Annotated in this window: 30 protein-coding genes; 5 read left to right on the forward strand and 25 right to left on the reverse strand. The window is 60.4% G+C overall.

All coding sequences use genetic code 11. The annotated features are described in order from the left end of the window. Positions 1–8: 8 nt before the first annotated feature. The 9 genes from ABJZ52_RS04710 to ABJZ52_RS04750 all read right to left on the reverse strand — a co-directional run bounded on the left by ABJZ52_RS04710 (position 9) and on the right by ABJZ52_RS04750 (position 8,696). Complete coding sequence (locus ABJZ52_RS04710) at positions 9–380, reverse strand: VOC family protein (protein ID WP_348188631.1); 372 nt, start codon at positions 378–380, stop codon at positions 9–11. A gap of 87 nt (positions 381–467) precedes the next feature. Further along, entirely contained in the window at positions 468–863 is a 396-nt protein-coding gene (locus tag ABJZ52_RS04715; protein ID WP_348188633.1) for a hypothetical protein, read from the reverse strand. Continuing rightward, positions 860–1,075, reverse strand: a complete 216-nt coding sequence (locus ABJZ52_RS04720) for a hypothetical protein (RefSeq protein WP_348188635.1) — start codon at positions 1,073–1,075, stop codon at positions 860–862. Before ABJZ52_RS04720 ends, ABJZ52_RS04715 begins: the two co-directional genes overlap by 4 nt. A 55-nt stretch (positions 1,076–1,130) precedes the next feature. Continuing rightward, complete coding sequence (locus ABJZ52_RS04725; RefSeq protein ID WP_348188637.1) at positions 1,131–2,063, reverse strand: peptidoglycan-binding protein; 933 nt, start codon at positions 2,061–2,063, stop codon at positions 1,131–1,133. 39 nt (positions 2,064–2,102) lie between these two features. Further along, positions 2,103–2,828, reverse strand: a complete 726-nt coding sequence (locus ABJZ52_RS04730; protein WP_348188639.1) for a DUF2793 domain-containing protein — start codon at positions 2,826–2,828, stop codon at positions 2,103–2,105. Then, positions 2,821–6,708: a glycoside hydrolase/phage tail family protein gene (locus ABJZ52_RS04735; protein ID WP_348188641.1), complete on the reverse strand. Its 3,888-nt coding sequence runs from the start codon at positions 6,706–6,708 to the stop codon at positions 2,821–2,823. The genes ABJZ52_RS04730 and ABJZ52_RS04735 overlap by 8 nt, the downstream gene beginning before the upstream one ends. After that, the gene (locus ABJZ52_RS04740; protein WP_348188642.1) at positions 6,696–7,154 is read right to left on the reverse strand and encodes an NlpC/P60 family protein; all 459 of its coding nucleotides are present in this window, start codon (positions 7,152–7,154) and stop codon (positions 6,696–6,698) included. The genes ABJZ52_RS04735 and ABJZ52_RS04740 overlap by 13 nt, the downstream gene beginning before the upstream one ends. After that, entirely contained in the window at positions 7,144–8,037 is an 894-nt protein-coding gene (locus ABJZ52_RS04745; RefSeq protein ID WP_348188644.1) for a DUF2163 domain-containing protein, read from the reverse strand. Before ABJZ52_RS04745 ends, ABJZ52_RS04740 begins: the two co-directional genes overlap by 11 nt. A gap of 23 nt (positions 8,038–8,060) precedes the next feature. Beyond that, positions 8,061–8,696: a DUF2460 domain-containing protein gene (locus tag ABJZ52_RS04750; RefSeq protein ID WP_348188646.1), complete on the reverse strand. Its 636-nt coding sequence runs from the start codon at positions 8,694–8,696 to the stop codon at positions 8,061–8,063. A gap of 92 nt (positions 8,697–8,788) precedes the next feature. Here ABJZ52_RS04750 and ABJZ52_RS04755 point away from each other — a divergent pair, with 92 nt between their 5' ends. Next, positions 8,789–9,043, forward strand: coding sequence for a YdcH family protein (locus ABJZ52_RS04755; protein WP_348188648.1), 255 nt, complete (start codon positions 8,789–8,791; stop codon positions 9,041–9,043). A gap of 22 nt (positions 9,044–9,065) precedes the next feature. Here the strand turns inward: ABJZ52_RS04755 and ABJZ52_RS04760 are convergent, their stop codons facing one another. The 13 genes from ABJZ52_RS04760 to ABJZ52_RS04820 form a co-directional block, all read right to left on the reverse strand. Then, positions 9,066–9,656: a phage tail tape measure protein gene (locus ABJZ52_RS04760; RefSeq protein ID WP_348188650.1), complete on the reverse strand. Its 591-nt coding sequence runs from the start codon at positions 9,654–9,656 to the stop codon at positions 9,066–9,068. A 173-nt stretch (positions 9,657–9,829) separates the two neighbouring features. Further along, a complete protein-coding gene (locus tag ABJZ52_RS04765; RefSeq protein WP_348188652.1) occupies positions 9,830–10,219 on the reverse strand; it encodes a gene transfer agent family protein in 390 nt (129 codons plus the stop codon). A 9-nt stretch (positions 10,220–10,228) separates the two neighbouring features. Then, positions 10,229–10,642, reverse strand: a complete 414-nt coding sequence (locus ABJZ52_RS04770; RefSeq protein ID WP_348188654.1) for a phage major tail protein, TP901-1 family — start codon at positions 10,640–10,642, stop codon at positions 10,229–10,231. A gap of 34 nt (positions 10,643–10,676) precedes the next feature. After that, positions 10,677–11,090, reverse strand: coding sequence for a DUF3168 domain-containing protein (locus ABJZ52_RS04775; protein ID WP_348188656.1), 414 nt, complete (start codon positions 11,088–11,090; stop codon positions 10,677–10,679). Beyond that, complete coding sequence (locus tag ABJZ52_RS04780; RefSeq protein WP_348188658.1) at positions 11,087–11,407, reverse strand: head-tail adaptor protein; 321 nt, start codon at positions 11,405–11,407, stop codon at positions 11,087–11,089. Before ABJZ52_RS04780 ends, ABJZ52_RS04775 begins: the two co-directional genes overlap by 4 nt. Continuing rightward, a complete protein-coding gene (locus ABJZ52_RS04785; RefSeq protein ID WP_348188660.1) occupies positions 11,404–11,973 on the reverse strand; it encodes a head-tail connector protein in 570 nt (189 codons plus the stop codon). The genes ABJZ52_RS04780 and ABJZ52_RS04785 overlap by 4 nt, the downstream gene beginning before the upstream one ends. Positions 11,974–12,146: 173 nt before the next feature. After that, positions 12,147–13,433 (reverse strand): phage major capsid protein, encoded by a 1,287-nt coding sequence (locus tag ABJZ52_RS04790; RefSeq protein ID WP_348188662.1) that lies wholly within the window; start codon positions 13,431–13,433, stop codon positions 12,147–12,149. Then, positions 13,430–13,906: an HK97 family phage prohead protease gene (locus ABJZ52_RS04795; RefSeq protein ID WP_348188664.1), complete on the reverse strand. Its 477-nt coding sequence runs from the start codon at positions 13,904–13,906 to the stop codon at positions 13,430–13,432. Before ABJZ52_RS04795 ends, ABJZ52_RS04790 begins: the two co-directional genes overlap by 4 nt. Next, the gene (locus tag ABJZ52_RS04800) at positions 13,903–14,103 is read right to left on the reverse strand and encodes a hypothetical protein (protein ID WP_348188666.1); all 201 of its coding nucleotides are present in this window, start codon (positions 14,101–14,103) and stop codon (positions 13,903–13,905) included. Before ABJZ52_RS04800 ends, ABJZ52_RS04795 begins: the two co-directional genes overlap by 4 nt. Positions 14,104–14,124: 21 nt before the next feature. Then, positions 14,125–14,403 (reverse strand): hypothetical protein, encoded by a 279-nt coding sequence (locus tag ABJZ52_RS04805; protein WP_348188668.1) that lies wholly within the window; start codon positions 14,401–14,403, stop codon positions 14,125–14,127. Beyond that, positions 14,400–15,641: a phage portal protein gene (locus ABJZ52_RS04810; protein WP_348188670.1), complete on the reverse strand. Its 1,242-nt coding sequence runs from the start codon at positions 15,639–15,641 to the stop codon at positions 14,400–14,402. The genes ABJZ52_RS04805 and ABJZ52_RS04810 overlap by 4 nt, the downstream gene beginning before the upstream one ends. 66 nt (positions 15,642–15,707) lie before the next feature. Continuing rightward, positions 15,708–17,081 carry a terminase family protein gene (locus ABJZ52_RS04815; protein WP_348188672.1) on the reverse strand — a complete coding sequence of 458 codons (1,374 nt, stop codon included), beginning with the start codon at positions 17,079–17,081 and terminating at the stop codon, positions 15,708–15,710. Further along, positions 16,972–17,517, reverse strand: coding sequence for a hypothetical protein (locus ABJZ52_RS04820; RefSeq protein ID WP_348188673.1), 546 nt, complete (start codon positions 17,515–17,517; stop codon positions 16,972–16,974). Before ABJZ52_RS04820 ends, ABJZ52_RS04815 begins: the two co-directional genes overlap by 110 nt. A gap of 534 nt (positions 17,518–18,051) precedes the next feature. On the opposite strand from ABJZ52_RS04820, the gene ABJZ52_RS04825 reads away from it, so the two are divergent. The 3 genes from ABJZ52_RS04825 (at position 18,052) to ABJZ52_RS04835 (ending at position 21,468) form a co-directional block, all read left to right on the forward strand. Further along, complete coding sequence (locus ABJZ52_RS04825; protein WP_348188674.1) at positions 18,052–18,489, forward strand: Panacea domain-containing protein; 438 nt, start codon at positions 18,052–18,054, stop codon at positions 18,487–18,489. Beyond that, positions 18,489–18,827, forward strand: a complete 339-nt coding sequence (locus ABJZ52_RS04830) for a hypothetical protein (protein WP_348188676.1) — start codon at positions 18,489–18,491, stop codon at positions 18,825–18,827. Before ABJZ52_RS04825 ends, ABJZ52_RS04830 begins: the two co-directional genes overlap by 1 nt. Positions 18,828–19,845: 1,018 nt before the next feature. Then, positions 19,846–21,468 (forward strand): FMN-binding glutamate synthase family protein, encoded by a 1,623-nt coding sequence (locus tag ABJZ52_RS04835; RefSeq protein ID WP_348188751.1) that lies wholly within the window; start codon positions 19,846–19,848, stop codon positions 21,466–21,468. 37 nt (positions 21,469–21,505) lie between these two features. Here the strand turns inward: ABJZ52_RS04835 and ABJZ52_RS04840 are convergent, their stop codons facing one another. After that, on the reverse strand, positions 21,506–22,090 hold the full coding sequence (locus ABJZ52_RS04840) for an NAD(P)H-dependent oxidoreductase (protein ID WP_348188678.1): 585 nt from the start codon (positions 22,088–22,090) through the stop codon (positions 21,506–21,508). 357 nt (positions 22,091–22,447) lie between these two features. On the opposite strand from ABJZ52_RS04840, the gene ABJZ52_RS04845 reads away from it, so the two are divergent. Beyond that, positions 22,448–23,080: a TetR/AcrR family transcriptional regulator gene (locus tag ABJZ52_RS04845; RefSeq protein WP_348188680.1), complete on the forward strand. Its 633-nt coding sequence runs from the start codon at positions 22,448–22,450 to the stop codon at positions 23,078–23,080. A gap of 90 nt (positions 23,081–23,170) precedes the next feature. Here ABJZ52_RS04845 and ABJZ52_RS04850 read toward each other — a convergent pair whose 3' ends face one another. Together ABJZ52_RS04850 and ABJZ52_RS04855 are read right to left on the reverse strand one after the other, a co-directional pair. After that, positions 23,171–24,652 carry a PAS domain-containing methyl-accepting chemotaxis protein gene (locus tag ABJZ52_RS04850; protein ID WP_348188682.1) on the reverse strand — a complete coding sequence of 494 codons (1,482 nt, stop codon included), beginning with the start codon at positions 24,650–24,652 and terminating at the stop codon, positions 23,171–23,173. Positions 24,653–25,010: 358 nt separating this feature from the next. After that, positions 25,011–25,502, reverse strand: coding sequence for a YcgN family cysteine cluster protein (locus ABJZ52_RS04855; protein ID WP_348188684.1), 492 nt, complete (start codon positions 25,500–25,502; stop codon positions 25,011–25,013). Between the last annotated feature and the right edge of the window lie 35 nt (positions 25,503–25,537).

The raw sequence follows: 25,537 nt of genomic DNA on the forward strand, positions 1-25,537 counted from the left end.
AGGGCTCCTCAGCGGCTGAAAAGTCCGATGGAATTGCCATCAAGGTCAAGGCAGTAGGTGAAACGGCCATCCGGAATGGTAATCGGGTCCGAAACCACTTCACCGCCGGCCTTCGCCAGCCGTTCCATGGTTGCCTCAAGTGTGTCCGGGCACATCAGATGGATGGTCGGGCCGGTTCCTTTTGCAGGCGGCGTGCCTGGATAAAGATGCCCAGCCACGCCATCCTTCTTGGCAGGGAACATCGCCACTGGATTAGGTCCCATGTCGACGATCTTGTTCAGTTCGGTCTGAAAGACCTCATTATAAAAAGCGATGGACCTGTCGAGGTCGGTGACCGGCAATTCCATCCAGACCGTGAAGTCATCAGGTTGAAAGCTCATTTTCGTCTCTCCTGTCAAAAACAACAGGCGGACAGTCGCACAGGCCTCCTGACAGCCTTCTGTCAGGAGCGTGTCAGGCACGCGCAATTATTTTGCCCGGACCGACCGGCTGATGCTCTTGACGCCATCGACCAGAAACAAGCTGGTGATGATTGCGCCGCCCCAATCGCGCAGAACCGGAACCTCGGCGATTTTCCAACCAAAATGAAAGACACTGTCGAGGCAAACTGCGGCCCACCAGAGCCCGAGCGGCAGAACAAAGGCCAGTCTTCCAAGCCGTCCCGCCGAGAAAAACTGGCCGTTTTCCGCCAACAAAATCTTACGGGCTTCGCTGCGAGCTGCAATTTCCGCCCGGATTTCTTCAGCCGCCAACTCCGCGGCGATCCGGTCCTGCCCGGTTCTGCTGTCGAGACGTTGTCTGGCGTAGGCCAGCAAGCTTTCCAGCACGGACCCGGACAACCAGGTCAGAAACGCCGCAATCATGCCTTATCCCTTTTCACCTTCCAGCCGGCAGCCCCCCTGGTGACATGACGCAGCAGAATGTTGATGATCCCGATCGCAATGATGACCCAGGGTGTCATGTCCGCCGGCAGGATCTCACTCCATTCGACAACACTCACGTGTTCAACCAATTGCGCGATGGCGACCAGAATGCCAACGCCGCCATTGAACAGAAGGGTTTTCCAGCCAGACATTTCTCGCTCCTTTTCCAGGTCGGAATTTCCGTGTCGTTGCAAGGGGAAATTGACGTTAGTGGCTCTGAGCGGGCACCAGATGAACCATCACCGCCTTCCGACGCATCCAGGACAACAGCCTCCCCCGGTAGCGCCAGGCCAGTCCGGCGAGCAAGCTCAGCGCCAGAACCACCCCGGCGACAATGAGCACCCGTTCCCAATCGAAACCGCTTGTACGCAGCGCCGCGGCAGTTCCAGCGCAGGTGAGTCCCGAGGCCCGGTGGCTCGTTCCCTGTTCGATCTTGCGCTGCAAAGCCGCCCGCGTGGCCGCCCCCACGCGTCCGTCGATGGTGAGAGGGGGATGATCGCGCTGAAAGGCGAGAACGGCACGGCGCGTCCTTGGTCCATCCAGACCATCTGCAGAACCGGGCCGATAGCCCAAGTGCGCCAGGTGCTTCTGCGCCAGCTTCAGAGCCTGGTCGATATCAGCGGACAGTGACCCGGTCGCCTGAGGGCCAATCGCAAAGGAGCCATAGCTGCCATCCAGCAACAGATCAGCCTCGTCCTTTCGGCGGCGGACGAGACCTGGCAGACGCCGTCCACCTGCGGTCGTCCCCGTCCTGGCAAGAAGCTGTGCTGCCAGGGCGTCCTTTCCAGCTTTCAGGGCTTTGGCCCATTTCCAGGTCAAGGCCCGTGGCCCCAGATTGTAGACAACCGACACACAGGCATCGAATTGGGTCTGATCCAGGTGAGGCAACGCCCGTTCGACTGGCGGAGCGTATTCTTCGTCGAGCAGGGTCAGCAGCAGACGATTGGCCTCTTCGCGGCTCAGACTGTCTCCCACTTTCAGTGGACTGCCGTGCTGCTTCAGCCACCAGGAGGCAAAAACCGTTGAGCGCATTGTGAACCCGTAGCCGATTGTCACGACGCCCGCCGGATCCAGATATCCGCGCGAAACGAAGCCCTCGTGCGCGGCGATGAAAGCGACACCTTTCTCACTGACCCGCATGGCAAATCTCCCTTCCGTCATTTCGTAAGGTGCAGCCCGTCAGGACTGCGGCACCACCGGCAAAAGGCAGTGCACCGCCACGCGCACAGTGCCGCCGGTGAAGCTGCCGCCATTGGCGGTTAAACGGACCTGGGTTGGGGCGTAAAAGGCACTCGGACCAATGACACCGGCATTGGTGGCGCCGGCAGAAATGCCCAATGATCCGCCGAATTTCGAAGTCTCTCCCGCCAAGCCGCAGTCGTAGGACGCAGCACCGCTGATGGTCGTGACGGTCCGGCAGGAGACACCGAACACAATGGCCCGGTCCGGAATGAGTGCGCTGGTTTCGGCGTAGGCACCGGAAAGGTTGGAAAGCTCTTCTTCCAGCACCGCCAGCCGGGTTTCTGCTCTATTTTCGGAGCGCGCGACCAGACGATCGGGACCAAGCAGAGGACCAACGTCCCTCCAGCCACCACCGGTCAGAACAATCAGGACTTCTTCGTCGGCCACGAAGGCCACCAATCCTTCGAAAGCCGAATGGAACTGCCAGACACCATCGCGCCAGAGCGCAATCTCTCCCTCCCGGCCCAGCCAGTCTCCCATGGCGCCTGACGCGACAAGATACGCTGCACCGTCCTCGGCGGCGGGCGGCACCGCGATGCTTCGGGAGGAGAGGAGCAAATGGGCCAGCGCATCAAGGGTCAGCAGCGCTTCGTTGTGGGTGACATGCTTTTGCGCCTGCGCGGCCGCCAGAAGCGGCAGGGCAAAACGAAGGGTCTCAGACATGACTTGTTGCCTTTCTTTGGACGCCACGCCCGGCCGTGGCAGACAGCTGGCAGACGGCAAAACTCAGCTCGGCCACCTGAGCGCCAAAGTCCGAGATTTCGTCTGTGAGCGGATAGAAAACAGAAGTGACCGATGTGACGAGAGTTCTGAGAACCCCGCCGTCCACTCCAAGAATGTCGACCTCATAGGCCTCATTTTCTTCACCCAGAGGCACTTCCACCTGAGCCCAGCTGTCTCCACCACGCCTGGTCTGGCGGATGAAGCTGATCTCGATGTCGTCGCCCTGCCGCCGTGCCTTGAGATGGACCGGGGCGAGCGGCAAGGCGCCACGACCCGAAGCCGCGTGGACAAACGCCAGAGCAGACGGATCATCGACGGCAAGTCCGGCGGGCACCAACCTGTAGTGCTGCTCGAGACCAAGCTGGTCAGAGGAAAGTGGAACAACCGGAACGGTAGCTGCGTCGAGAAGGACGACCTCAGCTCCCGCCAGCGCCCCTTCCCGCATCTCCGGCTCGCTTCCCGACTGGCCACGCAGCAGGGTCGTCAGCCGATAAGTCCGGACACCGGTCAAATCAGCATCGACAAACTGCAGGACTTCAAAGCCACCGCCTGTTGTCCGCACAGCCAGGGCATTCGCGCCCGCCAGAACCGCGTCCTGAGAACGCGCCTGCAAAAGCCCCCCGTAGATCTCGACGTCGATGTGATTTGCATGGTCCCACTGGCCAAGCGGCCCTGGTGCAAGGTCCGAGACCAGGTGACCAAGCGTTGCAGGACGATCAAGGGTCAACACGGGCTGGAAGCCACTGCCGGTCGCAGACCGCATGAGCATTAGAGCTCCGGGCCAGGGGCTTGCAAAGGCAGCCAATCGCACCGGAGCGTCAGAATCCTCTTCAAAAAGAACCGGCAAGTCCATCAGGAAGCCATGCGGCACTCCCGGCACAACGTCCTTGAATGGCTTGACGACCGGATCCGGTGCAGCGGTGACAGGCGCCAATGCGCTGCTGACACGCACCGCCTCGATGCGGCGAACATCCGTGTCCTCAATAGCTTCAACGCGGAACTTGAGCGGCGGCGAGAAACTTTTGCCCGGCACGTTTGCGATCTCAAGGACATCGCCTGGGTCGACATCAAGGCGGGCCGGCGACAAGGCAAACTCTGCGCGTTCACGTTCTCCCCAGATCCGGGCAAGACGAAGGTCGGCAGCCTGCTGAAGCGCTTCAGGGGCACTGACCGCTGCCAGATCCAGCGTCTCGATTTGGCGCGATCCGACTTCGAGCCTGCGCGATGTCACCATCCGGCGCTGATAGTCCGCCGTCACATCTTCAGCACCAATGCGCACTTCGGACGGCAGTTCGCTTTCCTGCGCCCGGGTCCGCGACAGAACCGGCTTGTCCGCGTCCGGGTCCACCAGGTCATCGGCAGCAAGGGTCAAATCAACGTCGGTCCGGGCCGCCTCCAGGCGAATGTCTGTGCCACGATCGGAGGCCGTCGCGCCAAACGCCGTCAGAAGCGGTTCGATGACCTGCCGACTGGACACCGGCCCTGTCACAGCAATCCCTTCCAGGATTCCCGGTACATTGCCGACCGACACGTCTTGCGCGGCGATGCCCTCGTCTTCCAGATAGTGCTCCAGAAAGCCCTTCAGCGTCAGGCTGCCGAGCCGCCCGGAAAGCCAGTGCCCGACCTGCCAGTTAGCGCCATCAGACCAGACATCCAGATAGGACGGGAAGGCCGGATAGGGCCGGGCATCCCAGGTCCACAGGTGGATATTGGCGCTGTCGATCATGTGCCCGCCATAGAGCGGAGACACCGGGTTCTGCTCGGCCTCGAAATCCGGGTCTGCAGGATCGTAAAAGCTGAGCGCAGCCTCCAGCGCACGCCGCTGGATCAGGTCGTCGCGCGTCCCGTCTGAAAAATGCGGCAGCGCGCTTTCGGACGACTTCGGATCGACGAACACATTGGGCTGATTTGCGCCCTTGTCGATGGCCGGAACGCCGAGTTCGGTGAAGCGGATCGGTTTGGAGGCTGGAACCCAATCGGTTGGCAGGCTTGCTTCAACACCGCCAAAACGCTCCACATGAGGATTTTCCCACCAACCTCTCAGATCCTTGGCACGGTAAACCCATGGCTTGTTGTAGGTTCCATCTGAAATCGGCGTTCGTGTGCCCGCTCGGCGGTCAGCCTCCGAGGCGTAGTACCAGTCGAAATATTCACCGCCGGCGATGCCCGCCTTGAGCATCTCGATCTCGTGCGGGTCTGTGTTGCCATATGGATCTCCGCCCCTGCGCATGTCGGCCATGGGCAGGTAGTTGTCGATGCCGACAAAATCGATGTTCGAAGAAGCCCAGAGCGGATCGAGCGGAAACCTCAGCTCACCAGAGCTCACCTGATGCGCCCCATATTCGGACCAGTCGGCCGCGTAGGAAAGATCAGTGCCAGCAGTCAAAACCGACCGGACCTCGGCGGCAAGATCGATCAGGCCGCTGACAAACGGATAGGTCCCCGAGGTTGTCTGCGCCCTTGTCAGGCCGCGCAGTTCCGAGCCGATCAAAAAGGCATCGACGCCCCCGGCAGCTTTCGCCAAATGCGCCATGTGCAGAACATGACGGCGATAAGACCATTCGGCCGGGCCGCCGTAGGCTATTGCTTCGCCGGAGACCGAGAAATCGCTTGCACTCGCCGCGCCGAAAAAGGCTGTAGCGTCCTGATCCGTGTCCCCGACCGGAACGATCCTGCCGCGCCAGGGATAGGCCGCCTGCTCCGACCCGCCGTATGGATCCGGCAAGCCGTTACCTTCAGGGATGTCCATCAGGATGAAGGGATAAAGCATGACCCGAAGACCCCTGTCCTTCAGGTCCTTGATCGCGGCAATCACGCTTGCGTCCGATGGTGTTCCACCAAATGCGGGTTTGCCATCAATTCTGGAGACGTCCTCCGCCTCCTCTCGACCCAGCCCCGCGACCGACCAGGTGCCGCCGGTCGTGGATTTGACGCTTTCCTCGACTTTCGGGCGAATGCTGCAGTGGGCAGCCCTCAGATCATCGCCAAACCAGGCGACCACCAATGCGATGCTTTCAAGATTCGGGCACAGTGCCTGCAGCTCGTCCAGGGAAGCGACCCAGTCGCTTGGCGCCTGTGTGACATGTTGATTGAGGCTTTCGGTGACGCCAGGTCTCGGCGTCGAAGTGACGGCGGTCGGCTGGTAGACGAATTCGCCAGCGCCGGGGATCAAGGTGATCGCCCGGATATCCGTTTCAAGACGTTCAACGGACCGGATCACCTCAAAGGTCAATTGCGGCAGACGGTTTCCGAACGTCTCCAGAGCAAGACGCTCGAAGACCACATAGGCTGTTCCGCGATAAGCAGGGGTGTCGCCCTGAAGTCCCGATATCAGCGGATCGGGAGCCTGATCCGAAGCACCCGAATAGACCCGCATGGTTATGCCCGATGTGTCCAGCAGCTTGCCATCAGCCCAGATCCGGGCGATCCGGCTGATAGGTCCTTCACTCAATGCGACGGCGAAGTTGGCGTAGTAGGCATAGGACCGCACTGTCGTAGACGAACCGCCGCCCTTGGCACCCTGACTTTCTTCCGAAACCTCTTCCTCAAACTGCGTCGCCCAGATGACCTGACCGGCCAGCCGCACGCGGCCATAGACCCGCGGCAGGGAGGCGCCCTCGTTGGACGCCTGGACGGAGAGATCCGACAGACGGCCCGTCTCCACGGTGGCTGAGGAGCCAAACAAGCCCTGATCCACGACAGACCCTGCGACGGCGCCTGCAGCCTTGCCCAGAATGCCGCCAAGACTACCGAGGCCGAAAAGGCCTCCGGCTGTGCCACCCAGTGCCTGTCCGGCTGCTGTCAGGATCAGGGTTGCCATGGGGCTTGCTCCGGAAATGAAAACACATGGGCAATGCGCCGGCGCCAGGCCGGCACGAGAGGACTTTCAACAACGCCAACGCGCTCATAGGCGTGGATCACCAGGCCGGGCGCGCTCAAGATCGCCACGTGCCGGGCAGGCAGATGGTCCCTCCAGCGAAACAGGAGAACGTCTCCAGGCACAGCGACGTCCGGCGCTTGTTCGACCAGCCAACGCCTTGCCGCCTCGACAAGGCTCTCGCCCCTTCCAGAGGCTGTCCAGTCAGGCTGATAGGCGGGCACGGGTTCGGGCTCCGCGCCATAGAGCTCCCGCCAGACGCCGCGCAGCAGACCCAGGCAATCACACCCTGCGCCCTTGCAGCTGGCCTGATGCCGATAAGGCGTTCCAAGCCAGGACGCAGCCTCGCTCAGGGCTGCGGCACGCACTCTGGCGATGTCAGGAGACAAGGACGCCACCGTCGTTCTCGCCCGTGTTACGGGTCGGATAGGAGAGAACGAAATCTGTGCCGGGCATATGCGGGAAGCCTTGAAAGTTCAGCTCGTTGGCGAATTTTGCGCGGCAAGTCGAGACCTGTTTGTCGCATCCGGCGGAAACGCGTATCTGCGTTCCCGTCTCAAGGCTTGACGGTGGCGCTTGCCACAAGCCGATCCGCGCGACGCCTTCCTCCACCCGATGCGCGGCAACCTCGGACCGAAAGCCCGCGTGTTCGCCTGTCAGAACCTCCAGCCGCCCGCCGTTGAACCAGCCTGACGAAAAGGCAGACAGGCCGGCGATCTCAAGTTCGCCCAGATCGCCGGTAAGTGTGACCGTTCCCTTGGCCTGATATGCCGGGTCTGCCAGATCAACGCCGCAGCGGCCATCGCCGAGATCCGCATCGCAGGTCCTGGCGAAGACCCGGCCACGCTTGACCTCGAGCAAATGGGACAACCCGCGCAGTTCCGCCTGAAATGCATCGCCGTTTCGGCTGACTTCGCCGACGCGGGCTCTGCGCAGAAGCTGCGTCTGGGACGGGTCCGCCCAATTGACCAGATGGACCTCAACGCTTGCGCCATCCCAAAGTCCCGCCTCAAGATCATCATCGGACAGACCGGACAAGGAGAGCGCACCGCTGACCTCACCGCCGCCAGTTGCAAGCCCTGGACCGGCAGCCAGGCTGCTGGTTTCGAGACCGTTTTGTGACTGGCAGGACAGGCCATCGACGGTCAGAGATCGATCATGGTCGGTGAAACCGATGCGTTGACCGTCCTTGCGCGCGACCACCCAGCAATGGGCAAACGTCGTCGCCCCGCCGGCCAAATGGCCAGCAAGTTCGGATGAAATATCTTTCATGAGAGCGCCCTATTTCGCGGAAGTCAGATCCGAATCTCGATCAGGGGGATCGAGGGAATGTCGCCCGCTTCGAAATGGGTCAGGCTCACCTCGAGCCGATCCGTGTCGAAGCGCACGGGAACGTCGAAAAAAAAGCCCGCGCAGATCTGGACCCCGTCGGCAGGTGGAGAGGCGAAGACAAGCTCTCCGGCCTCGGCGCCCAGCCAGGCATCGACCCCGACCGTCACCTCGACGCCGTCGACCGCGACCTTCAGACTTGCAGGGTCAGCGAGGCGGATTTCACGCGCATAGGCCGCCTCGCCGTTGCCGTAGGTCTTGATCAAGGCAAAGGTGTCAGTGACGCCATCACCCTGAGCGATCACCTGATCAAAGGCCGTCGGCATACCGGCGCCGTCGCGGGTCGAATGATCGAAGGGATCGCGAAACCTGAAACCGAAAAGTCGCCCGCGCGCTCTTTCAAACAGCGACAGGACAGCTCTGAGGTCGGTAAGAGACCGGATCCCGGTGGAGGCGTCATAGCGCCGCCGACTATCGGCCCAGCGCGCGTTGCGAGCCTCAAGGCCAGAGGCCAGAAGCACCACTTCAGTGCGCCGCTCCGGGCCCCCCAGCGCACCAAAAGCCACCCCTGAGGGGAAATACTCATCCAAGAAAGAAACCATCAAATTCTCCCTGCGAAGGGGCCGTAATTGATCTGCCTCAAGGTGGCTTGCAGGCACCCTCTTCATGTTGGTCGTCATTCAAGGAGGACCAAATGAGTCACGTACCGCACGAACTGCACGAAGAATTCCCCGACGCCGGCGAAGCCTTGCATGCGCTCAAGGAAAATGACGCCCATTTCGTCAAGCTTTCAGACGAATACCACGCCATCAACCGCGAAATTCACCGCATCGAGACCGATGTCGAACCTGCCTCGGACGAGACGTTGGAAGACCTCAAGAAGAAGCGTTTGTCACTCAAGGACCAGATCGCTGCCATGTTGGCGGTGAGCGAGAACACCGGCTCCTGAGCCCCTCCTTTTCAGGCCGGTGTTAGAGCCCGCGCCGTCCCCGTCCGACGGCGCGGGCCACCATTGCGGAAACCTGCGTTTCGGATCGGCGAAAGCTTTCCGCATCCCGGGTGGCAACATTGATCTGGACCCGCGGCTGCGCGGCTCCAGTGCCGTTCTTGACGCCAAGCCTGCCATCGTTGCCACGCACAAGCGGCAAGATCGCTTCGGCGCCCGCCTCGCCGGCCAATCCCAACCCACCAGATGCACCGCCGCCGCCAAGACCGAAGTAGGTCGGCGACGCGACGATGCCCCCTTTGGCAAATGGGGTGACGGCACCCAACGCACCTGCCACAGAGCCGGTGATCCCATTCGTCAGTCCGCCGAAAGCACTGGAGAACGCCGTTTCAGCCAATCCTTCCAAGGGCTTCAGCGCGGACCCGAGCAAACGGGATGACGTGGTCAGAGCGATTTGTCGAAAGACGGCTTCAAGCGACTTTCCATCGATGAGCGCCGCCTTGAGACCACCGGTGAGCGCGGTTGAAAAGCTGTCCGCCGAGCGCGTGATTTCCTGCATTTTCCGAGAAAATGCAGAAAGGTCTTCCAGCGGAACATCAAGTTGAACATCTGTCATCTCAGGTGCCTTTGTTGCCTACCGGTCGGGATGGCGTTTCATCATGCGTTCAAGGGCGCTTCGCTCGAGCCCAGCTGCAGCTTTCGACCAGCCCAGCGCTGCGGCCAGTTCGCGCGGGGTCGAGCACCAAAAGACAGTTGGTGACCAGCCTAGGCTTGCAAAAGCGACGTGCATCAGCCCGCGCCAGGGAAAGGGGCGGTCTGGTTCTGGCCTGCCTCCCCCTTAGAGGAAGACATACTGAGCTCTTCCTCTTGCGCATCACCGAAAGTCACCCGCAAGAGGTCTGCGGCGATCGCGGCGTACCCGGACACGCCACCGGCAGATGTCATCAAGGCCAGTTGATCATCGGAAACATCGTTGCCTGCGCCTCGCAATCCGGCCCCAAGAATCCTGATCAGATCCCGCGCGGAAAAGCGCCCAGTTGAAAATCGCTCAACCAGAGCCTGAAGATCGTCGCATGAGAAGGCATTTTCCAGCTCTGCCAGTGCCCCTAGGGTCAAGACCAGGGTCCATTTGCGGCCGTCGAGACAGGCGCTGATTTCGCCGCGAAGATGATTTGCCATGCTGTCCTCCTAAAGGGCTGTAAATGTGATGGGCCCCGCCGATTCCAGTGCGATCTCATAGGTCACTTCGCCATCGTGACGACCGGCATATTCCAGCGCGGTGACCTGGAACGCGCCTTCCAGCGTGCCGAAATCGGGGATGATGACCTGCCAGGGGCAGATGGTCCCGTCGAAGAAGATCTGACGCACAGCCGCGTCGCTTGCCTGGTCGCGAAACAGACCGGAGCCGGCAAGGCTCGCGCTTCGTGTGCCTGCCTGCGCCAGCAACTCACGCCAGCGCCCGGCGCTGTCTGCATTGGTGATGTCCACGGTGGCCGCATTCAGCGCCATTCTGCGGGTGCGAAGCCCGGCAACAGTTTCAAAGCTTCCGCTGGAGGTCTGGTCCAGCTTGAGCAGCAGATCTCGTCCTGACTGTGCGGTCATGGCAAATGTCCTTGTTGCAAGATTGAAAGCTGCGTCAGGCGTCAGGCTCGGTGACAGCACGCAGCGACAATTCGGCCCGGAATGTGCGGCCATCACGCAAGAGCCGCGACGACATCTCGGACACCTGAAGTCCGACAAGCCGGTGCCCCGAAAGGAGCAGTTCCGGTTCCATCACGAGCACAGAAGCCCTCTCGATAATCGCGAGCGCTTCATCGCGGCTTGCCTTGCGCGACAGGGCGGCAAGCCGGAGGTCATGAACAAGACCTTCTTCGGGCAGGTTCAGCAAGGGACGCGCGCCAAGTGTTTCCAACACCAGAAACGGAAAGGCCTGTCCCCTTGGGGGGGCATCGAATATGCGCCCAGCGCCGATAAGGTCGGTCAACGCCACATCGACGGCAAGTCGACTGAACAGAGCGCCGCGCAGGGCCAGTTGCGGATGGTTGCTCATGTCCCCTCCTCCTCTGCCAGACAGGTGATTTCCCTGGAACGGTCATCGGCCACGGTGGTCGACAGAATTCGAAAGGCACGCGGACCGCTCAAGATCCGCCAGCCACCGGCGACGTCGTCCCGGTAGCGCAGGCGCAGCTGATGGGTCGCGATGCCTTCGAGGCGACCACCGCGAAGCGCTTCGCTGTGGCGAAGCGGCTTGATCTGGGCGAAATCGTCGCCCGCAAAAAGATAGACGAGGCTCGCCGACCCATCGGCAGCCGATGTGTGCACGGGTTGCTCAAGCGCCACGGGCGTGCGGTAGACACCCGCCCTCACAGTTGCAGCACCCGGTTCACCGACATCAGCCGGTCGAGCCCATGGGGCAGGCTCGTCATGGCAAGGTCCGTCCCTGCCTCCCGATTTTCAAACCAGTGCGCCGCCAGCAGTCGAATTGCCTGGCGCAGTGGCGCGGGAACATCCTGAGCGGTATCGCCATAGCCAGCGGAAAAATCGATCTCGACCCCAAGCAGGCTCGCGGAGGGCACGCCAGCCCCAAGGCCGATGCGAATGCGTGCCGGGTTCGAGGATCGGTCCAGCGTGTACTCGGACGGGTCAAGCACATGACCATCGCCGTCCAGATCATAGACCGTGACCTCGTCGACAGAGAGCACAGGCGCAATCGGCAATGACACGATCCGGCCCATCGGCCAGGCCTCCAGATAGAGCCGCCAGCTTTGGCGGATCAAGGCACGCCGGGTTTCCCGTTCGATCTGCTGACGGGCGGCCTGAATGAAGCCGGACAGGAGGTCTTCTTCCTGGGCACCGGCAAGCCGCAGCTGATTGTGCATCTCGGCCACCGTCACCGGCTCAAGGGCCGGCGGCGTCACAACGACGGACGTCATCGCGTTATCCTTTGCCTGAAACAAAAAAAACGCCGGATCCGTCAACGGGACCCGGCGAAGTGGGGAGGGTTACAAAAAAGCACTCACTGCGTGCATGCACAGGTATTGCAGCCCAGCCTTTTGCCAAGCTTGCCGCAGCGCACAAAATATCACCCAAAAGACGACTGCTATTTTTACGAAGAGAAAGTCAGGAGCTTGATGGCATCAAAATCCTGGACGCCGCCGCCCACGCGCTTGGTGGTGTAGAACAGCACATAGGGCTTGGCGGAATAGGGATCACGCAGGATCCGCACGCCCATCCGGTCGACGATCAGATAGCCGCGACGGAAGTCGCCGAAAGCGATCGCCGGGGCATCAATGGCAATGTCCGGCATGTCTTCGGCTTCGGTGACAGGGAAGTTCAGCAAGGTGGCGGCAGCGCCTGCGCTGGCCGGTGGTTGCCAAAGGTAGTTGCCATCGCCGTCCTTGAGCTTGCGCAAGGCCCCTTGTGTCCGCCGGTTCATGACAAAACGGGCGTTCTGGCGATAGCCGCTCTTGAGCGAATAGATCAGGTCCAGGAGCTTGTCACCCGGAGCGAGCGTTGCAAAGCCGCCCGCCTCTCCGGTCGAGATGGTTCCCAATGAGCCCCAGGCCCAGGCGGTTTCCGCAACGCGGGGAACCGACAGGAAGCCGGTTGGCTTGTTCACGCCGTCGCCATTGACGAAAGCAGCGCCCTCCTGTTCGGCGAAGGCGGTCTCTACCTCTTCGGCGATCCAGGCATCCATGTCGATGGCCGCATCGTCGAGCAGGCTCGCTGTTGCCGCCGGCATGGCGTAAAGTTCCATCGCGGGGAAGCTCAGTTCGGCGAGGGTCGGCGTCGAGGTTTCAGGACGGGCGGCCGTTTCGCCGACCCAGCCGGTCTGCGGTCCAGAGATCGAAAACGGCTTCTTGTAGGTCGCTGCCGAGACCTGACGCACGCCAGCGATGGCGCGGATCGGCGAGACCTCGGACAAACGGCGCAGAATGCCTGTTTCGGTTTCTTCGGGCACCAGGTAGCCGCCATCGGGATCGGACGAGGCGCTCAGGGCCTTGACCTCAAGCGGACGCAAGGCCTGCTCCCGGCCGGTGCGGACATAGCTTTCAAAGGCGGCCTTGTGCTCAATCGCCTGACTTGTCTGCCCACGCTCGATCTGCCCTCCGAGTTCCGGACGGCGGCTCTTCAGGGTCAGATCGTCCAGTCGCCTCTGAGTGACGTCCAGAGCTTCGTCCAGACGATCCAGCTTCTCCAAGGTCAGAACATCAGCACTGCCGCGTTCTTCCATCTCCGCAAGCCGGGCGTCATTGACCTGCCGGTAGCTCTCGAAGCTGCGGAAGAACTCGTCGAAGGTGCGTGCGACGTCCTCTCCGCCTGCAGAAACGACTGGCGGGATGATACCGGCCTTGGTTTCCAGAGATGGGGTGTGGGGATCATGAGTGTTCATTGCGGTCTCCTTGACGGCATCGGATGAGAGCTGCTTGGCAAAAGGCGCAAGCGCGCGCCTTCCACCTGCGGAAAGGTGACGAGCGACACCTCCCAGAGATCGATTTCGACCAGAGTACGTGTGGGCTGTCCGGCGTGACGTCTACCGCCACCGGCTGTCTTCAGCGCCCTGAAGCCGATGGACAGCCCACTCAAGGCGCCTGCTGCTACAAGAGCTGCGGCCTCCCGGGACAGGGCAACGTCAGGCAAGAGGTTTCCGGTGACGCGCAGGCCTCTTGCGTCTTCAGCCAGATGGGTCCACACGCCGATGGGCTTTGCCGGATCGTGCTGCCACAACATGGCGACGCCGGACGCCCGTCTGCGGGCCAGGCTGCGCGCGAAAGCTCCGCGCCTGACGAGGTCGCCAGCTCCATCGCGTTGGCCGAACAGGCTGGCGTAGCCGGTGACGACCAGTTGATCCGGCGCCCGCCTCACCGGCGCGGCTCCGGTCCCGCATCGGCGGCGGCGAGCACATGCAAGGTCTCGGCAAAGCCGTGAAAAGTGTCCCGGTGGCTGACACGAGCGCCACCGGCGCCGATAAAACGCGCGAAACTTCTGCGCAGGCGCCCGGGCGAATGACCCGCAAAACTTCGGGCCAAAAAGCCCACCGATGGCCCTGAAGGTTCGGACATGATCGCAACTCCCTGTTTTGCTCAGTCGGTTTTTTCACCAGCGTCATGAGTCGCTTGCAGCGAATTCCTGGAACGACGATCCAAGGACTTCCCATTTCGCCTTGCGAGATTCACAAATTGATTCAAGTTCCGGTTCAGACGAGCGATTTCGTCGACGAAATGCGTGAAGCGACGGTTCGAAAACGTCAGTTCCCGGATCAGCAATGCAGCCAAGGTCGTCGCCGCCACAGCCCAGAGGAACAGCGCGAGATGAGCCAGGTCGCCGCGCTCGATCACCGAACGGGTGATTTCCTCACTCACCTTTCGTCCCCTGCGGCCCGCTCTTTTGCCTTTCGGCCATAGCCAACCGCCAGACGCTTCTCATCGTCGTCCAGAAAGTCGGCTGCACCGACGCGGCGCCAAAGGGCTTCGCGCTCTGACGACAGCGCCTCGACCGCATCCGCATCGGGCTTGAGCAGAAGGTCTTCGCCATAAGCGGGGCTGAGCCAGGCGGAGAGTGCGGATGCCGTACGAGAGACCAGAGGCAGAACCGCCGACCGCCAGAAGGCACGGCTCGCCTCCTGATAATTGGCGTAGGTGTTGTCGCCGGGAATGCCGAGCAACATGGGCGGCACCCCGAATGCGAGCGCGATCTCCCGTGCGGCCTGGTTCTTCGCCTCGATGAAGTCCATGTCTTTCGGCGTCAGCCCCATGGGCTTCCAGTCGAGACCGCCTTCGAGCAACAACGGCCGGCCGGCATTGCGCGCGCCCTGATAGCCGCTTTCCAGCTCTGTCTTCAGGCGTTCGAACTGATCCGCCGACAGGTTCACCGCATCCCCCGCTCCATAGACCAGTGCGCCGGAGGGCCGAGCCGCGTTGTCGAGCAGGGCCTTGTTCCAGCTGGCCGCCGCATTGTGAATGTCGAGGCTCATCTGAGCCGCTTCCACAGGGGCAAAACCATAATGATCGTTGAGCGGATGGAAGAGCTTCAGGTGCCGCACCGGTGCTACGCCACCCTCGCCCGGTGCGGCCTCCGCTGCCAGGCGCGCCGTCCGTCCTGCGACCGTATAGTCAAACGCCTCCGGCCAGCCGCCTGGGCCGGGCACCACCTTGACCCGGTCGGGTCTGAGCGCGTGGAGTTCGCGAGGCTCGCCGGCGACAGCCACCTGCTCCAGATAGGCGTTGCCGGCGACCAGCAGATAGCCGTAGAGGCTTTCGAGAAAGTCGCCGCCAGCTTCCAGCCGGTTGGGCCGGGAAAGCAATGCCAAAAGGGGATGGGTGTCCAACTCGTGCTCGCCGTCAAACAGGGTCAGCGGCACAGAGCTTGCGGCTTCGGCCACCATGCGCACCGCACGGTAGACGATCGGATTCTTCGCATAGCCTTCACGGGCCAGCGCTGCATAGTCGCGCGGGCTCCAGACCGGCTGGGCCTGGCCCTGAATTGCCAGCAAAGGACCGGTGCGCGATGCCTTGGTCTCTGCTGGAGCTTGCTGCGGCCGGTCAGCCGACATCGCTTCGGAACGTGCCCAAAGTGATTCAAGTGCTGTCTTCAAGTTCATGACTTAAAATGCCTTTTCGGCGCAGTTGAGAAAGTGATTCAAACGTCGAGCCACAAATGCACTGCCTTACAATCGCCGAACGCGAGGTTCTGATCTTGGACCCAAAAGCAGTTCAGAGATCGCCCAGACCAAGGCATCCAGCCGATCGGGTGAGCGACCGGTCGACAGGCCCGATGGTCCGAAGTCGACCATCTCGTCTTCAAGTTCCGGCAGGGCGCCAACATGTCGGATGCGGTCCTGGTCGTAGAGCATGGCGACCGGCTCGGCCCGCGAGAACTTGCCCCGTGTCGCCCGTACCTGTTTGACAGGAACTGAAGGATCGGCTCCCGCTATTACCTCGGCCACCATCTCCCCGCCCTGGTTAACTTCGGCGACCAGACAATCGGCACTCAGACCGTGCCAGAGACCGGTGGCAGCAGAAGCCCAGTCTGCGGGTTTGGCGCGGGCCATGGAGCGATCGGCCAGAACATAGGCTGTGCCGTCCTCGGCAAGGCCCGCGGCCACCAGACCGCAGGCGTCGGATTTTCGTCCCGAGGACGCCGGCGGATCGATGGCAATCACGATGCGCTGGAGATCTTCAGGCGCCCTGTCGACCCGGACCTGCTCCAGCCTATCCCGCGACCAGAGCGCGTCGGGCCGGTCCTCGATCATCTCGCCGTCCAGCTCCTGCCGACCGAGCCTTGTGCCGGCATAACGAGAGACCACAGTCTCCAGAAAACCGGGCGCCAGAAACGGTGCATTGGCCTGTGTCGGCGCATGGCTGACGGCTGTTGTCGGCAGCCCGAGCAGGCGCTTTAACAACGGCACGGGCTGGGGTGTTGTCGTCACCAGTTGCCGGGGCTCCTGGCCCAGGCGCAAACCGAATTGCAGCATGTCGAAAGTCTCCTCGGCGTGGCGCCATTTGGCGAGTTCATCGCACCAGGCAATGTCGAATTGGGGGCCGCGAAGGGCCTCCGGGTCCTCGGATGAAAAAGCCTGGGCCACGGCTCCGTTGGGCCATTCCAGACGGCGCCGTGTCGGCGTCCAGTTCGGCCGGTCACGCTTGCCGTGCACCGACAAGAGCCCCGACACGCCTTCCACCATGACCTCGCGCACATCGGCGAAAGTCTCGCCGACCAGCGCGATGCGTCCTGATGCGCGGCCGTCGGTTCGACTTCCGGCTCTTGGCCAGCCAGCGCCCAGCGCCATGGCCTTGACCCATTCGGCCCCGGCGCGGGTCTTGCCGGCGCCCCGCCCGCCCATCAGCAGCCAGACCCGCCAGTCGCCCGGAGGTGGCATTTGATGGTCATGGGCGAAGGTCGGCCAGTCGGTCAGGACAAAACGCATTTCCTCAAGGGACAGCTGCTCCAGCGCCTGTTCCAGCCTCTGCGCCCGGGCACAGGCGGCCAATGCGTTGCGCAAGCTGCGCACGGAGCTCGTCGGCGTCCTCAAGGTCGTCATTGCCTGTTTCCCCCGGCTTGTCCTCAGCTGCGCTCTCCGGCCCCACCGTCTTTTTCAGATCGAGCAGCAGGCTCAGGGTGCGGGCAAGGCTCGCCAGGGTCTTCACCGTCCGGTCAATCTCGACGATGCTCGCACCCTCACCGCCCTCGGCCGCCTCTGCCAGCAGCGCGTTAAGCCGAGCTTCGACGCCGTCCACCTGGGCTTCGAAGGCCCTGTAGAGCCGGACGATCATGTCGGACCGCTCGCCGGGATCCGCGTCCTTGACCAGGCGCGCCACCTCCTCCGGCAACTCATCTGGAGGCGGCGGATCTTCTGAAGGATCCGGTTCAGCCGGTTGGGGGACACGCAGCGGCAAGCCGCGCTTGATCCGCTCCCGCGCTTCCCGCTCTGCCAGAAGGATCTCCTTTCGGTCCCGGTTTTTGATCGCCTTCGCCACGTTGCCCCTCCTCACACCGGCCACCGTACGCGGCCAGCAAAAAGGCGCGTCCGCCGAAGCGCCGCGCCTGTTGTCCCTCAGATGGTGACCCGCGCTCCGGTCGTTCCGTCAGCGCGGGATTTCAAAAACGTCGATCATTCAAGGGTTTGGAAATCGTCTCGACGGCCCATGAAAAAAGGGCAGGAAACTTATCCCCGCCCCTTACTGCCATGCGATGATCGCCATCGGTCCCGCCACCGCGCCTCAGCCCTCAAGGCCCAAACGCACTTCTTCGACCATGACAAAACCCTAGCAGATCACCGTCACGCTGTCAAGAATAAATTCCTATTATTTTCTAAGAATTGTTATAAGGAAAAATGCTGCAACTAGAATGAATCTGAGTTACCGCTAAGTTCGCTAGTGAAATTCACTACAGCGCCTGTATGCTAGATAAATGTCCGAATTCAAGTTGAAATGCCTCGAGGATTGATTTGTGCTATAATACGCTTAAATCTAAGTATCCCCGATATCAAAGGATTGGCACAGGAGGTTGTAGTGGCAATTAATGTCCTTTCAGCCGCAAAGCGGCTTTCACAACGTTCTGGATGGACACTTTCCAACCTAGAGCTACAGAAAATTCTATACTTAGCTCACATGTTTTACCTTGGTCGAACAGGTGGAGAGTCACTTATTAACGGGCACTTCGAGGCTTGGGACTACGGCCCCGTGCATCCGGATTTGTATCATAAGGTAAAGATTTTCGGTTCTGATCCGGTAGAGAATGTCTTCCACTCAGTTCCAGACATGCAGAGCGGTGCGGAACGCGACATTATTGACGAGGCATATAGCAAGCTAGGCCATCTAAGCGCGGGTCGTCTAGTAAGTGCAACGCATCATCAAGGGGGCGCGTGGGACTTGAACTACCAGCCTGGTGTCCGTCATTGCATCATACCCAACGAAGATATTCTCAATGAATATCGAGGAACTCGATAATGGATGGAGATAGCGATTCTCCACGGAGTTTCGATTCTCTAATCTCTCGCGAAGCATCAAAGAAAGATAAGCAAATTGACGAGCTGCAAAGCCAGCTTGCTTATGAGAAGGATGCTCGCCAAGAGGATCGATTTGTAGGCATTGTTTGTCTGGTTCTCTTACTTGACGTAGTGTTTTTCTCTGTAATGCCAACGTTCGGTGGCCCACTTGCATTATTAGTCTTGGAGCTCTTGGTCTTGATTCCTCTAGCTAAAAGGATGGGAATGCAGGAGATCGCTCAAATATTAAGTCGAGTGCTTCATCGAATGGCAGGTAAGACGAGCGACGGCTCAGATTAAAAATATGCCCTCCAAGATACGCCGCTGGGTTTGACGTAGAACGTTCCACCCAGACTTCCCTGCGCAGGCAGGGATCCAGTAGACGCAGAGGCTTCGATTAGAGCCTTAAGATCCCGGCATACTGGATCCCGGATCTTCGCTGCGCTGCGTCCGGGAATGCATTGGGGGAGAGGCTTGTCCCTCAAGCATTGCCGCAAGGCCGGTTTGCATCCCTTCGGCCCTCATCCCCGCCTTGTGCGGGGATCCATCCCTCTTCATCGGCAATGCGGATGAGAATGTTGACGGTTCGGAGCTTTCAGACCTGCCGTCGTCCATTCCAAATCCCCTGCTTGCCGAACCGTTGATTGGATCCCCGCACAAGGCGGGGATGACCGCTGAAGGTGTGGCAGGCTCCAGCTTCCTCGTCGTCATCCTCGGGCTTGTCCCGAGGATCCACGCGCCAGACGAGAGCTCCCATGGATTGCCGGGACAAGCCCGACAATGACGCAGGAAAGGTCTGTTCTGAGGCAGATTTCAGACCTGTGCCCTTTCCTCCCCTCGGCCGTCATTGCAGGACTTGATCCTGCAATCCATGCCGTTTCAACTCTCCAGATCGAAGTGGTCCTCTTGGGCAAGGTCACGGCATGGATGCCATGGTCGAGCCATGGCACGACGGAATGTGGAGCGAGGATCTGAGGTAATCGATCCAAGCCTTATTCCGCAGCAAATCCCCTGCCTGCTGCGCTGTGGACCAGATCCCCGCACAAGGCGGGGATGACCGCTGAGGGTGTGGCGGACGCGAGCCTCTTCAAGCGGACCGATTTCATCAATGACAAAGTGGCTTTATCAAGGGGACACAGGGGCATAACACCTGCGTCATCCCCTTCCCTAACGCCGCAACACCTGCCATGACTGACATGATTGACCAGGAACGACTGTCCTTCTGATTGCCAGCCAGCTGGAGACTATCTTCGTGATCCCCGCCCGCTATTCCATTTTTTGCCTGTGCCTCGTGCTCACCGTCATTGCCTTCATTCTCATGCTGGCGGTGAACTGGCATTTCCTCTGGCCGCTGCTCGTGTTTGCAGGCCTCTCTGCCATTGGCATCCGCGACCTGATCCAGGGCCATCATTCGATCCTGCGCAACTATCCGGTGATCGGACATTTCCGCTTCATGTTCGAGTCGATCCGACCGGAAATGCGGCAATATTTCTTCGAGAGCAATCTGGATGGCGCGCCGTTCTCGCGCGAGAAGCGCTCGCTGGTCTATGACCGGGCCAAGAACATCGAGGGCAACAAGCCCTTTGGCACGGAATACAACGTCTATGCGCAGGACTACGCCTGGATGAACCATTCCATGGCCCCGAAAGAGGCGGCGCACAATAGCGAAACCTCCGACAGCGGTCCGCATCTGTCCAAGGCCGATCCCGGTCAGGACGAACGGCTGCGCGTCACCATCGGCGGGCCTGCCTGCAGCCAGCCCTATTCGGCCTCGATCTTCAGCATTTCAGCCATGAGCTTCGGCTCGCTCTCCGCCAATGCCATCCTGGCCCTGAACAAGGGTGCGAAGGCCGGCGGCTTTGCCCATGACACCGGAGAAGGAAGCGTGTCGCGCTATCACCGCGAGGGCGGCGGCGACCTGATCTGGGAGATCGGGTCGGGCTATTTCGGTTGCCGCAGCGAGACCGGCGGCTTTGACACGGAAAAATTTGCGGCGCAAGCCACCAATCCGCAGATCAAGATGATTGAAATCAAGCTCAGCCAGGGCGCCAAGCCGGGACATGGCGGCGTTCTGCCCGGCGCGAAGGTGACCGAGGAGATCGCCGAAGCACGCGGCATTCCCGTCGGCGTGGAGTGTATTTCGCCAGCAGGACATTCGGCCTTTTCAACGCCCATGGAGCTGATGGATTTCATCGGCGCGCTCAGGGAGCTTTCAGGCGGCAAGCCGGTCGGTTTCAAGCTCTGCGTCGGGCACAAGTGGGAATTCATGGCCGTGGTCAAGGCGATGCTGGAAAGCGGCATCCGTCCGGATTTCATCGTTGTGGACGGCACAGAGGGCGGCACGGGCGCCGCACCGCTGGAGTTCACCAACCGGCTCGGCACCCCCCTGCGCCAGGGCCTTGCCTTTGTGCACAACACGCTGGTGGGCGCTGGCCTTCGCGACGAGATCAAGCTGGGTGCCAGCGGCAAGCTGATCAGCGCCTTCGACATCGCCAGTGCACTGTGTCTGGGCGCGGACTGGGTCAATTCGGCCCGCGGCTTCATGCTCGCGCTCGGTTGCATCCAGTCCCAGAGCTGCCACACCAATCGCTGCCCGGTCGGCGTTGCGACCCAGGACGCAAAACGACAAAAAGCGCTTGTCGTGCCGGACAAGGCCACACGAGTTGCGAATTTTCACCGCAACACGGTCAAGGCGCTGATGGATTTCGCCCATGCCGCCGGGCTGGAAACGCCCAAGGGCTTCAAGCCAGAGCATGTCTATGTGCGTGAGGGAAACCGGGACGTCATGCCTGCCAGCGCAGCGCTGGACTGGTTGAAACCGGACGATCTCCTGACCAAGGACGACATTCCCGGCTTTACCACCTATTGGGCCATGGCCGACGCCAGGACCTTCGAGCCGGTCAAAAGCCTGGCTGCAGCACGCGAAGAACGGCACGGCTAGGCCGTACCGCTTCGTTTTCCGGCTCGCACTGTCAGGTTCAGGCGGCCCGTCGACCAAGATCTTCCACCTTGTCCAGCCAGTCCTTGCGCTGGTCGGGGGTGGACTTGATCATGGAAGCGAACTGGCTGAAACGGTTGGGCGCAAAGCCGACGAACTTCAGGATCTGCCGCTGGGTCTGCTTTTTCACCGATGAATCGTAGATCCACTTGAAAAAGACCGGCGGCGTGTCTGATGTCATCAGGATCCGGGAGCTGCGCCCCTTCAAGAGCGGGTCGGGCATGTCCTTGCCCGGATTGTATTTGAACGCCTTGCCCGGCAACAAGGCCCTGTCGAAAAGGCCCTTGAGCCGCGCCGGCAGGCCGCCCCACCACAGGGGATGGGCGAGCACCAAATGGTCGCACCAGACCAGATCGTCCCAAAACGTCTGAAGATCCGGCTCCAGCGGCGGCGCCTTCTTGAAATCCGAAGTGCCGAAATCGGCGTCGAACGTCATTTCCGCCAGCCGGTGCACACGCACCTCATGGCCGGCGCGCGCGGCGCCTCTGGCGTAGCTTTTGGTCAGCGCCTCGCAGTAGCTGCCTTGTTCGGGATGCCCATCCAGGATCAGAATTTTCCGGGTCATCATGCCTCTCCTTTGCCTTCGCTCTAAATATTGACCTTGGTCATTTAGTTATGCATCAGCGCAGCGAGTGCAAGTTATTTTGACCCTGGTCATTTTAGTTGAGCCGCATTCCGGGCCATGAAATTGGGGCGCGTCCGATGGGCACAGATCTCGATATATTTCCTAAAATTTCCGCCCAAGCATCTGATTTCGTGCGACCTTCTCCATTTTGGTTCCAGGCAGCGCTCTCACCCCTGCAATCCTGCTCTGTGCGCAATCGACAAACTATTGACCTTGGTCAAATTAATGTGATTGACTTAATCACGCTGGCGATTCGATTCTGAAGCCCGCGAGAAACAAGACGGAGAACCGCCCCGGATGACGCGCAAACCGCAAAAAAGGACCCTGGTGACGCGCAGCAAGATCCTGGCGTCCGCAGCCAGCCTTGCCGACGAACATGAGCGGGGGCTGGAGGGTTTGACGGCCGAAGCGATCTCCGAACATGCCGGCGTGGCCAAGGGCACGATCTTCGCCCATTTCGGCGATATGGACGGCTTGCTCTCCTACCTGTTGCTCGGCCGGCTGCAGGAGCTGCGCGCCCGGGCCGATGCAGACGACACGCCCTTGGAAGCGCTATCAGCAGACCCGGTCGCGACTTTGCTCGACAGGATGATGGCCCTGATCGAGGTGATCACCGAAAGCCAGACCATGCTGCGCGTGTTCATGGACAACATCGGCGTGACCAAGGGCCATTGCGCTCCGGAGTTCGTCGAAAACCTGGATGCGCTCGATGGCAAGCTGCAAGCTTTTCTCGCCTATTGGCAGACAGCTGCGGAGATTACCCCAGTCCTGCGCAAGGACCGTGATCCTGCGGAGATGGTCGATGGCCTGATCGCCTTCATGATCCACGGAGCGATCCTCTATCGGTCTCACCAGATCGATGACCTCTCCGAGATCCGCAAACGCCTGACCCGGCATGTGGAAGCCTTCCTGCTGACGCCTGCGCCGTAGCCGGACTGGAACACCCTTCGTGGCCCCAAACAAGAAAACCCGCCACCGGAAGCTGGCAGCGGGTTTTCATGATCTATCGGGGCGTCGTTGTCAGCTCAAGGACTGGGACGCCTCGCGCACCCGAACCATCACCGCTTCGACCTCATTGGTCGCACCGGAAATGTCAGCCAGATTGCCAGAGATCGATTGAACTCCCTGGGCGGCCATCTGCATGTTGCCGGAGATTTCCTGGGTGACCGAAGACTGTTCTTCGACCGCAGTCGCGATGCTGGAGGAGATCTCTGACAGTTCCTGGATAATCCCGAGGATCGATCCGATGGCCTCTTCCGACTGGGACGTCGAATTCTGCACGGATTCGATCTGGCCGCGAATGTCTTCCGTCGCCTTGCTTGTCTGGGACGCCAGGCTTTTCACCTCGGAAGCAACAACTGCAAAGCCTTTGCCCGCTTCGCCCGCACGTGCCGCCTCGATGGTTGCGTTGAGGGCCAGCAGATTGGTCTGGTTGGCAATGCTCTCGATCAGTTCGATGACCTCGCCGATCTTCTGGGAATCTGTTGCCAGCTGAGACATGATCCTGGACGAACCGTCCGCCTTTTCGACCGCGCTGTCAGAAATCGACATGGCCTGGGCGACCTGGCGACTGATTTCGCCGATCGAAGCGACAAGCTCCTCGGAGGCGGCCGCAACGGTCTGAACGCCGGATGACGCCTGGGAAGATGCACTGGACGCCGAAGCAGCCTGTCCGTTGGCCTTCGTGATGGCATCTGCCATCCCGTTGAGATCGGCATCGATTTCCGACTGAATTGCCTGGCGGCGCAGCCGGTCTTCCATCTGTGCGGTGATGTCGGTGGCGAATTTCACCACCATGCGCGGATTGCCCTTGGCATCGAAAATCGGATTATAGGTCGCCTGGATCCAGATCTCCCTGCCGCCCTTTGCGATCCGCTTGTATTCGTTCGCCTGGAATTCACCCCGACGCAAAGCATCCCAGAAGGCCGTGTACTCTGAAGATGCAGCCTCCGCCGGGTCCATGAAGATGCGGTGATGCTGCCCTCGGATCTCATCCATGGAGTAACCGACAGCCCCGAGAAAATTGTCATTGGCTTCAATGATCGTGCCGTCCAGCTCGAACTTGATCACGGCCTGAGCGCGGTTAATCGCCTCGATCTGGCCGTTGGTTTCGGCCTCTTGCTGCTTTCGCTCTGTGATGTCGACCGCAAGCTTCACCACCTTGACGACCTTGCCGCCGGAATCGACGACCGGATTGTAGGAGGCCTGAATCCAGACTTCATGACCTTCGCGGGTGTAGCGCGGGAACTCCGCTGATTGATATTTGCCGCCACGAAGCTCATTCCAGAACTGCTCGTACTCGGCACTTTGTCCATAGTCGCGATCTACGAAAATGCTGTGTTTCTTGCCCTTGATATCCGCAAGACCATAGCCCATCGTGCTGAGAAAATTCTCATTCGCGTCAACAATCGTGCCGTCGGGCTTGAACTCGATTATCGCATGTGACTTTCCGACAGCCTGCCAAATACTATTGATATCTCCATGAAAAATAGAATCGAGCATTATTAGTCTCCAGGGAAAACGAGCCGTTTCTTTTCTTCAGCGCGTTGATTCAAGTTACCCTGAGTTAGAATAATAATTATTTCAGATACATTAATTGAAAAGCACTCGAAAACTGACAAAAACGCCAATGAATGATAAAATACTGTTATTTCTCCCCATGGATAAATATAAATACAGTCAACTATAGTTAGTATTATTCACCCTTCGCGCGAAATTTCCCAGATATACACCAAATCCAATTCCAGAAATTTATGTGAAGAGCCCATTAACTGGCATCCGGAAAAATTACTACATAGGCATTAACCCTGATTCGGACAGGGCCCGAAGACGTCGGGAAATCGCCGCAAATGCGGCCCTGTTAACGGGCGGACGCGGGCACCTCGTTCGGCCAGGCCACCATGTGGGTCTCGAATTCCTCCACCGGAACACTGGCTTCCGTCACGGTTCGACCGCGGACCGAAACCCCGGCCTGGTGAACGGTGTCCGCATCGCCAGAGACCAGGGGATGCCACCAGTAGAGGTCCTGCCCGTCGCGGATCAGGCGATAGCCGCAGGTTGGAGGAAGCCAGGTCAGCTCCTGCACTTCCTGCACAGTCAGCTGGATGCAGTCGGGAACTGTGTCCGCCCGGTTCTCGTAGTCCCTGCAGCGACAGCTCGTTCCATCCAGAAGTTCACAGGCAACGTCCGTCCAGACAATTGCACCCGAATCCCAATCCTCGAGCTTGTTCAGGCAGCACCGCCCACAGCCATCGCAAAGCGATTCCCATTCCCCTTGCGTCATTTCGGCCAGGGTTTTGACCTTCCAGAACGGCGGGCTTTCAGGATTTTGAGGCGTGGTGATTGATTTCATCTGCGGTTTCGAGTTCCTTTGGGACAAGATGATCG

The organism is Roseibium sp. (genome assembly GCF_039982295.1).
Taxonomy (GTDB): Bacteria; Pseudomonadota; Alphaproteobacteria; order Rhizobiales; family Stappiaceae; genus Roseibium.

What these genes read in the sequence shown, in the direction of transcription:
- ABJZ52_RS04760 (WP_348188650.1), bottom strand. Translation starts at nt 9,656, where the DNA reads ATGACAGATGTTCAACTTGATGTTCCGCTGGAAGACCTTTCTGCATTT.
- ABJZ52_RS04775 (WP_348188656.1), bottom strand. Translation starts at nt 11,090, where the DNA reads ATGAGCAACCATCCGCAACTGGCCCTGCGCGGCGCTCTGTTCAGTCGA.
- ABJZ52_RS04725 (WP_348188637.1), bottom strand. Translation starts at nt 2,063, where the DNA reads ATGCGGGTCAGTGAGAAAGGTGTCGCTTTCATCGCCGCGCACGAGGGC.
- ABJZ52_RS04815 (WP_348188672.1), bottom strand. Translation starts at nt 17,081, where the DNA reads ATGACGACCTTGAGGACGCCGACGAGCTCCGTGCGCAGCTTGCGCAAC.
- ABJZ52_RS04785 (WP_348188660.1), bottom strand. Translation starts at nt 11,973, where the DNA reads ATGACGTCCGTCGTTGTGACGCCGCCGGCCCTTGAGCCGGTGACGGTG.
- ABJZ52_RS04730 (WP_348188639.1), bottom strand. Translation starts at nt 2,828, where the DNA reads ATGTCTGAGACCCTTCGTTTTGCCCTGCCGCTTCTGGCGGCCGCGCAG.
- ABJZ52_RS04790 (WP_348188662.1), bottom strand. Translation starts at nt 13,433, where the DNA reads ATGAACACTCATGATCCCCACACCCCATCTCTGGAAACCAAGGCCGGT.
- ABJZ52_RS04735 (WP_348188641.1), bottom strand. Translation starts at nt 6,708, where the DNA reads ATGGCAACCCTGATCCTGACAGCAGCCGGACAGGCACTGGGTGGCACA.
- ABJZ52_RS04715 (WP_348188633.1), bottom strand. Translation starts at nt 863, where the DNA reads ATGATTGCGGCGTTTCTGACCTGGTTGTCCGGGTCCGTGCTGGAAAGC.
- ABJZ52_RS04765 (WP_348188652.1), bottom strand. Translation starts at nt 10,219, where the DNA reads ATGGCAAATCATCTTCGCGGCGAAATCAGCGCCTGTCTCGACGGCCGC.
- ABJZ52_RS04710 (WP_348188631.1), bottom strand. Translation starts at nt 380, where the DNA reads ATGAGCTTTCAACCTGATGACTTCACGGTCTGGATGGAATTGCCGGTC.
- ABJZ52_RS04750 (WP_348188646.1), bottom strand. Translation starts at nt 8,696, where the DNA reads ATGGTTTCTTTCTTGGATGAGTATTTCCCCTCAGGGGTGGCTTTTGGT.
- ABJZ52_RS04745 (WP_348188644.1), bottom strand. Translation starts at nt 8,037, where the DNA reads ATGAAAGATATTTCATCCGAACTTGCTGGCCATTTGGCCGGCGGGGCG.
- ABJZ52_RS04770 (WP_348188654.1), bottom strand. Translation starts at nt 10,642, where the DNA reads ATGACCGCACAGTCAGGACGAGATCTGCTGCTCAAGCTGGACCAGACC.
- ABJZ52_RS04845 (WP_348188680.1), top strand. Translation starts at nt 22,448, where the DNA reads ATGACGCGCAAACCGCAAAAAAGGACCCTGGTGACGCGCAGCAAGATC.
- ABJZ52_RS04850 (WP_348188682.1), bottom strand. Translation starts at nt 24,652, where the DNA reads ATGCTCGATTCTATTTTTCATGGAGATATCAATAGTATTTGGCAGGCT.
- ABJZ52_RS04810 (WP_348188670.1), bottom strand. Translation starts at nt 15,641, where the DNA reads ATGAACTTGAAGACAGCACTTGAATCACTTTGGGCACGTTCCGAAGCG.
- ABJZ52_RS04755 (WP_348188648.1), top strand. Translation starts at nt 8,789, where the DNA reads ATGAGTCACGTACCGCACGAACTGCACGAAGAATTCCCCGACGCCGGC.
- ABJZ52_RS04720 (WP_348188635.1), bottom strand. Translation starts at nt 1,075, where the DNA reads ATGTCTGGCTGGAAAACCCTTCTGTTCAATGGCGGCGTTGGCATTCTG.
- ABJZ52_RS04830 (WP_348188676.1), top strand. Translation starts at nt 18,489, where the DNA reads ATGGATGGAGATAGCGATTCTCCACGGAGTTTCGATTCTCTAATCTCT.
- ABJZ52_RS04835 (WP_348188751.1), top strand. Translation starts at nt 19,846, where the DNA reads ATGCTGGCGGTGAACTGGCATTTCCTCTGGCCGCTGCTCGTGTTTGCA.
- ABJZ52_RS04840 (WP_348188678.1), bottom strand. Translation starts at nt 22,090, where the DNA reads ATGACCCGGAAAATTCTGATCCTGGATGGGCATCCCGAACAAGGCAGC.
- ABJZ52_RS04855 (WP_348188684.1), bottom strand. Translation starts at nt 25,502, where the DNA reads ATGAAATCAATCACCACGCCTCAAAATCCTGAAAGCCCGCCGTTCTGG.
- ABJZ52_RS04800 (WP_348188666.1), bottom strand. Translation starts at nt 14,103, where the DNA reads ATGTCCGAACCTTCAGGGCCATCGGTGGGCTTTTTGGCCCGAAGTTTT.